The organism is Piscinibacter defluvii, from assembly GCF_004011805.1.
Classification (GTDB): domain Bacteria; phylum Pseudomonadota; class Gammaproteobacteria; order Burkholderiales; family Burkholderiaceae_C; genus Piscinibacter; species Piscinibacter defluvii.
Map to the genome: position 1 here is coordinate 1 of NZ_RCHJ01000023.1, position 12,178 is coordinate 12,178.

A 12,178-nucleotide genomic window follows, 5' to 3' on the forward strand; every position below is an offset into this window, starting at 1 on the left:
GGCGCGCCAGCGGGCCGGGCGGCCAGCGCGCCGGCCGGCCGCGCGCCGGGAGGCCTGGCCGTGCCCACCGCCGGCCGCGCGCCGACGGCTTCGGGCGCGGCGCGGCCGGGCTCGGCCTGCTTGAGGTAGGCCTGCACCCCGGCGCGCACATCCTCGAACAGCACCGTGTTGCCCCGGTCCACCAGCACGACAACGTCGCAGTTGCGCAGGATCTCCTTGGTGTTGTGCGACACCATGATGACCTTGGCGCGCTGCAGGCGCTCGCGCAGCAGGCGCTGGCTCTTCTGCCGGAACTGCGGATCACCCACGGCCATCAGTTCGTCGATCAGGTAGTAGTCGAACTCGAAGGCCATGCTGGCGCCGAAGGCGACTCGCGCCCGCATTCCCGATGAGTACGAGGACACCGGCAGATCGAAGTAGTCGCCGATCTCTGCGAAGTCGGCGACGAAGTCGAGGATGCGGCGCATGGCTGGCCCGGTGGCGCCGTGGATGCGGCAGATGAACTGCAGGTTCTCGCGGGCCGTCAGCGAGTTCTGGAATCCCCCGGAGAGCCCGACAGGCCAGGAGATCCGCGCATCAGTCACCACGGCGCCGGCGTTCGGCGAATCGATGCCGCCCAGCAACCTGAGCAGCGTCGACTTGCCGGCGCCGTTGCGCCCGATCAGCCCGATGCTCGCGTTGTCCGGGAACTTGAAGCTGAGGTCGCGAAAGACGTAGCGTCGCCCGAACGGCGTCTGGTACCACTTGGTGAGATTGCGCAACTCGAGCATGCCGGGAAGGGTTCAGCCGACCGCAACGAACTGGTGGCGATACACGCGGTAGGCGCTCATCCCGAGCGCCAGGACAACAAGCGCGAAGGCGGTCGGGTAGGCCGCGTCGACACCCGGAAGTATCGTGTAGCTGGGGATGAAGTAGTACCTGGAGAGTTCCACCAGGTGCAGCACCGGGTTCCACAGCAGCAGGTCTCGCACCTCCGGCGACAGCGAGTGCAGGGGGAAGATGACCCCGGAAACGAAGTACAGGGGGAAGAAGGCCAGGTTGATCACCGTCGTGACTCGTGGGCGGCGGTGCGATACCACGGCCACGACCAGGCCCAACCCGAGGCCGAGCAGCACCAGCACGTTCATGGTGGCGATCAATTCCAGCGGCGCGCGCGGCACGCAGTGGTAGCCCAGCCAGCCCAGGATCACCAGGGCACAGAGGTAGACGGCGCCGTACAGGCCGATCTCGACCACGGCGCGTGCCGCGAGCGCGTCGATCGGCAGCACCTGCCTGTACGCGAACAACTGTCGATTGGCGTTGATGGCGGTCGGCACCTGGCGCGCCAGGTTCCTGAAGATGAAGAAGGGCAGCATGCCGGTGACCAGGAACACGGGGAACTCGATGTTCAGCGTCACGGCGTTCTGGCGGAAGTTGAACAGGGCCAGCACGGCCAGCACGTGCGCGAGCGGCTCGAACAGCATCCACAGCATGCCAAGCCAGCGGCCCTGCACGCGCGCGCGCAGCTCCCGGATCACCAGCGCCACCAACACTGCGCGCTGCACCTGGTAGGCGTCGCGCTTGGGGGGCGTCGGGGGCAGTTCCTGGGTCAGCATGGTCGGCGGCGAGCCCGCATTGTGCGCGAGCCGCGCGGTCAGCCCCCCTGGGGGCTCAGTCAAAGGTCCGGGCCCGGGCCCGGGCCAGGGCGGGGGCTGCCGCGTCCTTGGCCGACACCTGCGGCTCCGCGCCGGCCAGCGGCCAGCCGATCGCCAGCGCCGGGTCGTCCCAGCGCACGCTCGCCTCGCACTCGGGGGCGTAGTAGTCGGTCGTCTTGTAGAGGAAGTCGGCCGACTCGCTCAGCACCAGGAAGCCGTGCCCGAAACCCGGCGGGATCCACAGCTGGCGCTGGTTGTCCTCGCTCAGCTCGACGCCGACCCAGCGGCCGAAGCCCGGGCTGCCGCGGCGCAGGTCGACCGCCACGTCGAACACCGCGCCGCGCGCCACCCGCACCAGCTTGCCCTGGGCATGCGGCGGCAGCTGGTAGTGCAGGCCGCGCAGCACGCCGCGCAGCGAGCGCGAGTGGTTGTCCTGCACGAACTCGACGTGGCGGCCCACCGCCGCGTCGAAGGCGCGCTGGTTGAAACTCTCCATGAAGAAGCCGCGTGCGTCGCCGTGCACCTGCGGCTCGACGATCAGCACCTCGGGCAGCGCCGTCGGGGTGAAGCGCATCAGTAGGCCCTCTCGCGCAGCAGCCGCAGCAGATAGGCGCCGTAGCCGCTCTTGGCCAGCGGCAGGGCGAGCGCCTCGAGCTGCGCCGCGTCGATCCAGCCGGCGCGCCAGGCCACCTCCTCGGGGCAGGCCACCTTCAGGCCCTGGCGGCGCTCCAGCGTGGCGATGAACTGGCTCGCCTCGAGCAGGCTGTCGTGCGTGCCGGTGTCGAGCCAGGCGTAGCCGCGGCCCATCAGCTCGACATTGAGCTGGCCCTGCTCGAGGTAGGTCGCGTTGACCTCGGTGATCTCGAGCTCGCCGCGTGCGCTGGGCTTGATCGACGCGGCGATGTCGCACACCTGCGTGTCGTAGAAGTACAGCCCGGTCACCGCGTAGTTGCTCTTCGGCGCCTTCGGCTTCTCCTCGATGCTGACGGCGCGGTGCTGGTCGTCGAACTCGACCACGCCGTAGCGCTCGGGGTCGTTGACGTGGTAGGCGAACACGGTCGCGCCGCTGTTCTGGTCGGCCGCGTTGCGCAGCATGGCCTGGAAGTCGTGGCCGTAGAAGATGTTGTCGCCCAGCACCAGCGCGCTGGGCGCGCCGTCGACGAAGCCGCGCCCGAGGATGAAGGCCTGCGCCAGGCCGTCCGGGCTGGGCTGCACGCAGTACGAAATCGCGAGGCCCCAGCGCGCGCCGTCGCCCAGCAGCGCCTGGTAGCGCGGCGTGTCCTGCGGCGTGCTGATGACGAGGATGTCGCGGATGCCCGCCAGCATCAGCGTGCTCAGCGGGTAGTAGACCATCGGCTTGTCGTACACCGGCAGCAGCTGCTTGCTCAGCGCCAGCGTGGCCGGGTGCAGCCGGGTGCCGGAGCCCCCGGCGAGGATGATGCCCTTGCGTCGCATGCGTTGCTCCTGCTTGCCTCAGGTGCCGGCCAGCTCGTCGACCACCCGCTCCACGCCCTGTTGCCAGGGCGGCAGCACGAGGCCGAAGGCGGCCTGGAAGCGTGTGCAGTCCAGGCGCGAGTTGAGCGGCCGGCGCGCCGGCGTGGGGTATTCGGCGGTGGGGATGGCCTCGATCGCCTCGCGGGCCACGCGCACCGGCAGCCCGGCGGCACGCGCCCGCTCGATCGCGTGGCAGGCGTAGGCGTGCCAGCTGGTCGCGCCGGCGGCCGCCAGGTGGTAGGTGCCGCCCAGCCGCGCATCCGACCGCCAGGCGCGCAGCGCGTGCGCCGTGGCATCGGCCAGCAGCTCGGCGCCGGTGGGTGCGCCGAACTGGTCGTCCACCACGCGCAGCCGGTCGCGCTCGGCCGCCAGCCGCAGCATGGTGCGCAGGAAGTTGCCGCCGCGCGCCGCGTAGACCCAGCTGGTGCGCAGGATCAGGTGGCGGCAGCCGCTGGCGCGGATCGCCTCCTCGCCGGCCAGCTTGCTGTGGCCGTAGACCGACAGCGGCGCGGTCGGTGCGGATTCGTCGCGCGGCGTGTCGCCGCTGCCGTCGAACACGTAGTCGGTGCCGTAGTGGATCAGCCCGGCGCCGAGTTCGGCCGCCGCACGCGCCAGCGCCGCAGGCGCCGCGGCGTTGACGGTGTGGGCGGGCCCGGGTTCGCTCTCGGCGCGGTCCACGGCGGTGTAGGCGGCGGCGTTGACGATCACGTCCGGCCGCAGGCGGCGCACGGTGTCGGCCAGCTGCTCCGGAGCGCGCAGGTCGGCCGGCCCGGCCGGGCCGTCGCGCTCGGGCGCGATCAGCTCGCCCAGCGGCGCGAGCGCGCGCTGCAGCTCCCAGCCGACCTGTCCGCGCTGCCCGAGCAGGAGCACTCTCATGCCGCGGCGGCCGGACCGTACTGCCGCGCGATCCACTCCCGGTAGGCGCCGCTCTGCACCTCGCGCACCCAGTCGGCGTGCTCCAGGTACCACTGCACCGTGCGGCGCAGCCCGCTGGCGAAGGTCTCGGCCGGGCGCCAGCCGAGCTCGGCCTCGATGCGGCGCGCGTCGATCGCATAGCGCCGGTCGTGGCCCGGGCGGTCGGCCACATGCGTGATCAGCCGTGCGTAGGGGCCGGCCGGGTCGGGCTTCAGCTCGTCCAGCAGCGCGCAGATCTGGCGCACGATGTCGATGTTGGCCTGCTCGTTCCAGCCGCCCACGTTGTAGGTCTGGCCGGGGCGCCCGCGTGCCAGCACCGCGCGGATCGCGCTGCAGTGGTCGCCGACGTAGAGCCAGTCGCGCACCTGGCGGCCGTCGCCGTACACCGGCAGCGGCTTGCCGGCCAGCGCGTTGACGATCATCAGCGGGATCAGCTTCTCGGGGAAGTGATACGGGCCGTAATTGTTCGAGCAGTTGGTGGTCAGCACCGGCAGCCCGTAGGTGTGGTGCCAGGCGCGCACGAGGTGGTCGGCGCTCGCCTTGCTGGCCGCGTAGGGGCTGTTGGGCTCGTAGCGGTGTTGCTCGGTGAAGGCCGGCGCGTCGGGGGCAAGCGAGCCGAACACCTCGTCGGTGCTGACCTGCAGGAAACGGAACGCCGCGCGTTCCGGGTCCGGCAGCGTGGCCCAGTAGGCCCGCACCGACTCGAGCAGGGCCAGCGTGCCCATCACGTTGGTGCGCAGGAAGGCCTCCGGCCCGCTGATGGAGCGGTCCACGTGGCTCTCGGCGGCGAAATTCAGCACCGCGCGCGGCCGGTGCTCGGCCAGCAGCGTGGCGACCAGCGCCCGGTCGCCGATGTCGCCGCGCACGAAGCGGTGGCGGGGGTCGCCGTCCAGCGCGGCCAGGTTGCGCAGGTTGCCGGCGTAGGTGAGGGCGTCCAGGTTGACGACCGGATCGCCGTCGCGGTCCAGCCAGTCGAGCACGAAGTTGCTGCCGATGAATCCGGCGCCGCCGGTGACGAGGATCATGGGGTCTGAGGCTCTGCCCGAAGTGGCCGCGGATTATCGGCGATGCGTTTGGTGACGCCGTGTCGGAGGGTACGCCGGCCGGGCTGACTACACTTGCGGCCATGCTTGTTTTCGTGGCGGCGTTCGTCCTCTCGGCGGCGCTGACCCTGATCGTGGTCCGGCTGCTGCGCAGCCGCGGCTGGGCCACCAAGGATCATGACCTCACCGGGCCGCAGAAGGTCCACGTGCATCCGGTCGCGCGCGTGGGCGGCATCGGCGTGTTCGCGACGCTCGGCGTGCTGGCGCTGGCCTTCGCGCTGCTGCAGCCGCAGTCCGCGCTCGGGCGCATGCTGCTGCTGCTGCTGCTGTGCGGCGCGCCCGCCTTCGTGGCCGGGTTGCTGGAGGACGTGACCAAGCGCGTGTCGGTGGCGATGCGCCTGCTGGCGGCCATCCTGTCGGCCGTGCTGGCGGTGTTCGTGCTCGGCACCGCCATCACCCGCACCGACCTGCTGCTGCTGGACTGGGTCGCCTCGTTCGCGGTCGGCGCCGCGCTGCTGGCGGTGGTGGCGGTGGCCGGCATGGCGAACGCCGTCAACATCATCGACGGCTTCAACGGCCTGGCCTCGATGTGCGTGGTGATGATCCTGCTGGCCGTGGCCTACGTGGCCGGCGAGGTGGGCGACGCGCTGGTGATGCTGCTGGCGCTGGCCGGCGCCGGGGCGATCCTCGGCTTCTTCATCTGGAACTACCCGGCCGGGCTGATCTTCCTGGGCGACGGGGGGGCCTATTTCCTCGGCTTTTACGCGGCCGAGGTGGCGCTGCTGCTGCTGGCCCGCAACACCCAGGTGTCGCCCCTGTTCCCGCTGCTGGCCTCGATCTACCCGGTGTTCGAGACGCTGTTCTCGATGTACCGGCGCAAGGTGGTGCGCGGCCGCGCGGTGGGCATGCCCGATGGCGTGCACCTGCACAGCCTGGTGTACCGGCGCCTGCTGCGCTGGGCGGTCGGGCGCACGGATGCCGCCGCCTTGACGAAGCGCAATGCGATGACGGCCCCCTATCTGTGGCTGCTGAGCATGCTGGCGGTGGTGCCCAGCGTGCTGTTCTGGGACGACTCGCGCATCCTCGGCGCCTTCATCGTGCTTTTCGCCGCGGTTTACGTCTCCCTGTATGCCCTGATCATCCGCTTCAAGGCACCGCGCTGGCTGCAACTGCGCCCCGGATCCCCCCCTCGGCGATAATCCGGGGTACATGCAAACCGAAACCCCGCTGCCGGACGTGCCGGCACCCGCGCGATTCGACACCCTCGCGCTCGACCCGAAACTGCTGCGTGCGGTGGCAGACGCGGGCTACCTGACGATGACGCCGATCCAGGCCAAGGCGATCCCGATCGTGCTCGACGGCCGCGACGTGATGGGCGCCGCCCAGACCGGCACCGGCAAGACCGCCGCCTTCTCGCTGCCGCTGCTGCAGCGCATGATGAAACACGAGAACGCCAGCATGTCGCCGGCGCGTCACCCGGTGCGCGCACTGGTGCTGGCGCCTACGCGCGAACTGGCCGACCAGGTGGCCGCCAACGTCAAGCAGTACTCCAAGTTCACCCAGCTGCGCGCCGCGGTGGTGTTCGGCGGCATCGACATGAAGCCGCAGACCGAGGAGCTGCGCCGCGGCGTCGAGGTGCTGATCGCCACGCCCGGCCGGCTGCTCGACCACATCGAGGCCAAGAACGCGGTGCTCAACCAGGTCGAGTACGTGGTGCTCGACGAGGCCGACCGCATGCTCGACATCGGCTTCCTGCCCGACCTGCAGCGCATCCTCAGCTACCTGCCCAAGCAGCGCCAGACGCTGCTGTTCTCGGCCACCTTCTCGCCCGAGATCAAGCGCCTGGCCGAAAGCTACCTGCAGGACCCGATCCTGGTCGAGGTGGCGCGCCCGAACGCCACCGCCTCCACCGTCGAGCAGCGCTTCTACAGCGTGGCCTCCGACGACAAGCGGCGTGCCGTGCTCAAGCTGCTGAAGGACCGCGGCGTCACGCAGGCGCTGGTGTTCGTGAACTCCAAGCTCGGCTGCGCGCGCCTGGCGCGCTCCTTCGAGCGCGACGGCCTGCGCACCAACGCGCTGCACGGCGACAAGAGCCAGGACGAGCGGCTCAAGGCGCTGGACGCCTTCAAGCGCGGCGAGGTCGACGTGCTGGTGGCCACCGACGTGGCCGCGCGCGGCCTGGACATCGCCGACCTGCCGGCCGTGTTCAACTTCGACGTGCCGTTCAACGCCGAGGACTACGTGCACCGCATCGGCCGCACCGGCCGCGCCGGCGCCTCGGGCCTGGCGATGACGCTGGTCTCGCGCGAGGACCACCGCTCGATCGGCGACATCGAGCGCCTGATCAAGAAGAAGATCGAGATCGAGCCGCTCGAGCTCGACGATGCGCCGCCGCGCCGCGACCACTACCGCGACCGCACGCGCCACGACGACGAGCGCCCGGCGCGTGCCACGGCCGCCGCGCGCCCGGCCTACGCCGCGCCCAAGCCTGCCGCCGACCCGTTCTTCGACGAGCCCTACGAGCCGCCGGCCGATGCGCCCAAGCCGGCCTGGGACCAGAAACCGGCGTCGCCCGCGCCGCGTGGCCTGTCGCCCTACATCAAGCCGAAGAAGAAGGTGGCCGCGCTGTTCGGCGCGAAGAAGACGGACGACGTGCCGTCGGCCTGAACACCGCGCCGGGTCAGCCCGCGAGCAGGGCGAACACCGCCGGGCGGTCCGCCGGCAGCCCGGTCGGGCGGAGCCGCCAGCCGTCGATGCGGTCGCTGCGGGTGAAGCCCTCCGGCGTCGCGAGCGCGCAGCCGACCGCCAGGCGCGTGTCGCCCTTCAGCTGCGCAAGCAGCGCCGCCAGCAGCGCGGCATTGCGGTACGGCGTCTCGATCATCAGCTGGGTCTGCCCGAGGCGGCGTGAGGTGGCCTCGAGCTCGCGGATGCGGGCATCGCGTGCGCCCGCCTCCACCGGCAGGTAGCCGACGAAGGCGAAGCTCTGTCCGTTCAGGCCGCTGGCGGCCAGCCCCAGCAGCAGCGCGCTCGGGCCGGGCAGGGCCACCACCGGGATGCCCGCGGCATGCGCCGCCTGTACCAGCGCCGCGCCCGGATCGGCCACGGCGGGCAGGCCGGCCTCGGAGATCAGGCCGAGGTCGTGGCCGGCCAGCGCCGGCGCGAGCAGCGGCCGCAGGTCGGCCGGCGGCGCCTTCGCGCCCTTGGCCGGCCGGGGCAGCTCCACGATGGACAGCTCCTGCAGCGGTGCGGCCAGTGGCACGATCGCGTCGACACGCTTGAGCAGCGCGCGCGTGGTCTTGGCGTTCTCGGCCACCCAGTGCCGCAGCTGCGCGGCGCGCTGCAGCACGCCCAGCGGCAGCACGTCGCTCAACGGCGCCGCCTGCGCGCCCTCGATGCCGAAGTCCAGCGTGTTCGGTACGAGGTAGAGCGTCCCGGGTGTATCGCTCATGGCGCGAGCGGGTCGATGCCGGCCTCGCGCAGCATCGCGCTGGTGCGGATGAGCGGCAGGCCCACCAGCGCCGTCGGGTCGTCCGACTCGATCGCCTCCAGCAGCGCGATGCCCAGCGTCTCGGCCTTGGCGCTGCCGGCGCAGTCGTAGGGCTGCTCGGTGCGCAGGTAATGCTCGATCTCGGCGTCACTCAGGTCGCGCAGGCGCACCGTCACCGGCACGCGCACGCTGCGTTCGTGGCCCGTGGCCAGGCGCACCACCGTCACCGCGGTGTGGAACACCACGGCGCGGCCGCGCATGGCACGCAGTTGCTCGACGGCGCGCTCGTGGCTGCCGGGCTTGCCGATCGGCGCGCCGCCGAGGTCGGCCACCTGGTCGGAGCCGATCACGACGGCCTCCGGGTGCCGGCCCGCCACGGCCAGCGCCTTGGCACGGGCCAGTCGCTCCGACAGCGCCGCCGGCGTCTCGCCGGCGTGCGGGCTCTCGTCCACGTCCGGTGCCATCACGTCGAAGGGCAGGCGCAGGCGTTCGAGCAGTTCGCGCCGATAGCGCGACGTAGAGGCGAGGATCAGGCGCGGGCGCGTCGGCATGGCGGCGATTGTCCCATCGCGCCGCATACACTTCCCCGCATGAAAGCGCGCGCCTTGGATCCTCTGCACCTGGATGTCGCCGCCTTCGCCGAGCAGGCGGCGCAACTGCAGGGCTGCTGGCCGCTGCGCGAGCTCGAACGTCTGGCGGCTTCGGCCCATGCCGACTGCCCGCCCGGTGACACCCCGGTCGACTGGCAGGCACGCGGCGAGCAGCGCGCGGTGCGAGGCGGGGCGCCGCAGGTCTGGCTGCACCTGCAGGCGCGCACCGCCTTGCAGGTGGTCTGCCAGCGCTGCCTCGGGCCGCTGCCGGTGGACGTGCGGGCCGAGCGCAGCTTCCTGTTCGTGCCGGGTGAAGACCAGGCGGCCGAGCTCGATGCCGACTGCGAAGACGATGTGCTGGCGCTCACTCGCTCGCTGGACCTGAAGGAACTGGTCGAGGACGAACTGCTCCTGTCGCTGCCGCTGGTGCCCCGACATGCCGCCTGCCCGCTGCCGGCGGTGGCGGCGGAGGCCGAGGTCCTGGACGAGCGGCCGAATCCCTTCGCCGCGCTGGCCGCGCTGAAGGGCCGGCCACCCCGGCCGGACGGTTCGGCGTGACCGCTGGCGCTGCCGGCCTCGGCCCGGAATGCTAGAATCGCCGGCTTTTCGTGAGTTGCATGCCCTGGGTGGGCGTGCCAGGAGATCCATCATGGCCGTTCAGCAGAACAAGAAGTCGCCGTCCAAGCGTGGCATGCACCGCTCGCACAACGCCGTGGCCGCGCCCGGCACCGCGATCGAGCCGACCACCGGCGAGACGCATCTGCGCCACCACATCAGCCCGACCGGCTTCTACCGCGGCCGCAAGGTCCTGAAGACCAAGGCGGACGCCTGAGCGTTCGCCGCGGGAGCTGGCGACGCTCGGCATGGGCAGCGCCCCCACCGCAGCTGCGGCAACGGTCGCACCGATCGGTGGGGCGATCCGCCTCGCGGTCGATTGCATGGGCGGTGACCACGGTCCGGCGGTCACCCTGCCGGCCTGCCGGGCCTTCCTCGACGCCCATCCGCAGGCCGAACTGATCCTCGTCGGACGCGCCGCCGAACTGGCGCCGGCCGCCGGCTGGCCGCGCACTTCCGTGGTGGCGGCCAGCGAGGTCGTCGAGATGGACGACCCGGTCGAGGTGGCGCTGCGGCGCAAGAAGGATTCGTCGCTGCGCGTCGCCGTCGCGCAGGTCAAGCCGGGCGAGGACGGCAAGGCGGCCGCTCACGCCTGTGTCTCGGCCGGCAACACCGGCGCGCTGATGGCGGTCTCGCGCTACGTGCTCAAGACGCTCGAGGGCATCGACCGGCCGGCCATCGCCACCGTGATGCCGAACCAGCGCGACGGTTTCACCACCGTGCTCGACCTGGGTGCCAACGTCGACTGCAGCGCCGAGCACCTGCTGCAGTTCGCCGTGATGGGCAGCGCACTGGTCGCCGCCGTCGAAGGCAAGAGCGACCCGAGCGTCGGCCTGCTGAACATCGGCGAAGAGGCCATCAAGGGCAGCGAGACCATCAAGCGGGCCGCCGAGTTGCTGCGCGCGGCGGCTGCCAGCGGGCACCTGAACTTCCACGGCAACGTCGAGGGCAACGACATCTTCAAGGGCACCACCGACATCGTCGTCTGCGACGGCTTCGTCGGCAACGTGGCGCTGAAGACGGCCGAGGGGCTGGCCGCGATGCTGACCAGCTTCATCAAGCAGGAGTTCACCCGCAACGCCTTCACCAAGATGGCCGCGCTGGTGGCGATGCCGGTGCTCAAGCACTTCAAGGCGCGCGTGGACCACCGCCGCTACAACGGGGCCGCGCTGCTGGGGCTGCGCGGCCTGGTGTTCAAGAGCCACGGCTCGGCCGACGCCTTTGCCTTCCAGCAGGCGCTCAACCGCGCCTATGATGCGGCCCGCAACCGGCTGCTCGACCGGGTCCACGACCGTATCCTCGAGACGCTCGCGGCCATGCCGGTTGCCGGTGGCGAGACCCCGCCCGACTCGCCGGCCATGGTGGCCACACGATGAGCACACGATGAGCATCAGCGCGCGCTTCTCGCGCATCACCGGCACCGGCAGCTACCTGCCCCCGCAGCGCCTGACCAACGAACAGCTGGCCGCCCAGCTGGCGCGCGACGGGGTCGAGACCTCGGACCAGTGGATCGTCGAGCGCACCGGCATCCGCGCGCGCCACTTCGCCGCGCCCGAGGTCGCCTGCAGCGACCTCGCCCTGCACGCCGCACGCCACGCGCTCGAGGCGGCCGGCCGGCGCGCCGCCGACATCGACCTGATCATCGTCGCGACCTCGACGCCGGACATGGTGTTCCCGTCGACCGCCTGCATCCTGCAGAACAAGCTCGGCGCCAACGGTTGCCCGGCCTTCGACGTGCAGGCGGTGTGCTCGGGCTTCGTCTACGCGCTCGGCGTGGCCGACGCGATGATCCGCACCGGCGCGGCGGACTGCGCGCTGGTGGTCGGCGCCGAGGTGTTCTCGCGCATCCTCGACTTCAAGGACCGCACCACCTGTGTGCTGTTCGGCGACGGGGCCGGCGCGGTGGTGCTCGAGGCGAGCGACAAGCCGGGCATCCTCGCGACGGACCTGCACGCCGACGGCAAGCATGTCGACATCCTCTGCACGCCGGGCACGGTCTCGGGGGGGCAGGTGCTGGGGGTGCCGCTGCTCCGGATGGACGGCCAGGCCGTGTTCAAGCTCGCCGTCGGCGTGCTCGAGAGTGCCGCGCGCGCGGTGCTCGAGAAGGCCGGCCGCACCGAGGACGACATCGACTGGCTGATCCCGCACCAGGCCAACATCCGCATCATGCAGGGCACGGCCAAGAAGCTGAAGCTGCCGCCAGGCAAGCTGGTCGTGACGGTCGACGAACACGGCAACACCTCGGCCGCCTCGGTGCCGCTGGCGCTCGACGTGGCGGTGCGCAGCGGCCGCGTGAAGCGCGACGACACGGTGCTGCTCGAGGGCGTGGGCGGCGGCTTCACCTGGGGCGCGGTGCTGCTCGACTTCTGAGCGCGGCGGCGCGCCGAGCACGAGAACGAC

General features: G+C 71.5%; 14 protein-coding genes. 6 read left to right on the forward strand and 8 right to left on the reverse strand.

All coding sequences use genetic code 11. The annotated features are described in order from the left end of the window. From D9C15_RS27025 to rfbB, 6 genes are all read right to left on the reverse strand, one after another. On the reverse strand, positions 1 to 770 hold a 770-nt coding region (locus D9C15_RS27025), incomplete at its 3' end, for an ABC transporter ATP-binding protein (protein WP_164886873.1). A 12-nt stretch (positions 771 to 782) separates the two neighbouring features. Continuing rightward, the gene (locus D9C15_RS27030; protein WP_128001996.1) at positions 783 to 1,595 is read right to left on the reverse strand and encodes an ABC transporter permease; all 813 of its coding nucleotides are present in this window, start codon (positions 1,593 to 1,595) and stop codon (positions 783 to 785) included. 55 nt (positions 1,596 to 1,650) lie between these two features. Next, the gene (gene rfbC / locus D9C15_RS27035) at positions 1,651 to 2,208 is read right to left on the reverse strand and encodes a dTDP-4-dehydrorhamnose 3,5-epimerase (RefSeq protein WP_128001998.1); all 558 of its coding nucleotides are present in this window, start codon (positions 2,206 to 2,208) and stop codon (positions 1,651 to 1,653) included. Further along, positions 2,208 to 3,089, reverse strand: a complete 882-nt coding sequence (rfbA, locus tag D9C15_RS27040) for a glucose-1-phosphate thymidylyltransferase RfbA (RefSeq protein ID WP_128001999.1) — start codon at positions 3,087 to 3,089, stop codon at positions 2,208 to 2,210. The genes rfbC and rfbA overlap by 1 nt, the downstream gene beginning before the upstream one ends. Positions 3,090 to 3,107: 18 nt before the next feature. Further along, positions 3,108 to 4,004, reverse strand: coding sequence for a dTDP-4-dehydrorhamnose reductase (rfbD, locus tag D9C15_RS27045; protein ID WP_128002001.1), 897 nt, complete (start codon positions 4,002 to 4,004; stop codon positions 3,108 to 3,110). Continuing rightward, on the reverse strand, positions 4,001 to 5,068 hold the full coding sequence (rfbB, locus tag D9C15_RS27050) for a dTDP-glucose 4,6-dehydratase (RefSeq protein ID WP_128002003.1): 1,068 nt from the start codon (positions 5,066 to 5,068) through the stop codon (positions 4,001 to 4,003). The genes rfbD and rfbB overlap by 4 nt, the downstream gene beginning before the upstream one ends. Before the next feature lie 101 nt (positions 5,069 to 5,169). Here rfbB and D9C15_RS27055 point away from each other — a divergent pair, with 101 nt between their 5' ends. Both D9C15_RS27055 and D9C15_RS27060 read left to right on the forward strand, forming a co-directional pair. Beyond that, entirely contained in the window at positions 5,170 to 6,285 is a 1,116-nt protein-coding gene (locus tag D9C15_RS27055) for an MraY family glycosyltransferase (protein ID WP_128002005.1), read from the forward strand. A 10-nt stretch (positions 6,286 to 6,295) separates the two neighbouring features. Beyond that, positions 6,296 to 7,753 carry a DEAD/DEAH box helicase gene (locus D9C15_RS27060; RefSeq protein ID WP_128002007.1) on the forward strand — a complete coding sequence of 486 codons (1,458 nt, stop codon included), beginning with the start codon at positions 6,296 to 6,298 and terminating at the stop codon, positions 7,751 to 7,753. A gap of 13 nt (positions 7,754 to 7,766) precedes the next feature. Here D9C15_RS27060 and D9C15_RS27065 read toward each other — a convergent pair whose 3' ends face one another. Then, positions 7,767 to 8,534: an SAM-dependent methyltransferase gene (locus tag D9C15_RS27065; protein WP_128002009.1), complete on the reverse strand. Its 768-nt coding sequence runs from the start codon at positions 8,532 to 8,534 to the stop codon at positions 7,767 to 7,769. Further along, on the reverse strand, positions 8,531 to 9,124 hold the full coding sequence (locus D9C15_RS27070; RefSeq protein ID WP_128002011.1) for a Maf family nucleotide pyrophosphatase: 594 nt from the start codon (positions 9,122 to 9,124) through the stop codon (positions 8,531 to 8,533). The genes D9C15_RS27065 and D9C15_RS27070 overlap by 4 nt, the downstream gene beginning before the upstream one ends. Positions 9,125 to 9,163: 39 nt before the next feature. Between D9C15_RS27070 and D9C15_RS27075 the strand changes: the two genes are divergently transcribed. The 4 genes from D9C15_RS27075 to D9C15_RS27090 all read left to right on the forward strand — a co-directional run bounded on the left by D9C15_RS27075 (position 9,164) and on the right by D9C15_RS27090 (position 12,148). Then, complete coding sequence (locus D9C15_RS27075; RefSeq protein WP_128002012.1) at positions 9,164 to 9,721, forward strand: YceD family protein; 558 nt, start codon at positions 9,164 to 9,166, stop codon at positions 9,719 to 9,721. Between the two features lie 91 nt (positions 9,722 to 9,812). Continuing rightward, positions 9,813 to 9,995: a 50S ribosomal protein L32 gene (gene rpmF, locus D9C15_RS27080; RefSeq protein ID WP_112190625.1), complete on the forward strand. Its 183-nt coding sequence runs from the start codon at positions 9,813 to 9,815 to the stop codon at positions 9,993 to 9,995. A 31-nt stretch (positions 9,996 to 10,026) separates the two neighbouring features. Next, a complete protein-coding gene (gene plsX, locus D9C15_RS27085) occupies positions 10,027 to 11,154 on the forward strand; it encodes a phosphate acyltransferase PlsX (protein WP_128002014.1) in 1,128 nt (375 codons plus the stop codon). A 7-nt stretch (positions 11,155 to 11,161) separates the two neighbouring features. Next, entirely contained in the window at positions 11,162 to 12,148 is a 987-nt protein-coding gene (locus tag D9C15_RS27090; protein WP_128002016.1) for a beta-ketoacyl-ACP synthase III, read from the forward strand. The last annotated feature ends 30 nt before the right edge of the window (positions 12,149 to 12,178 follow it).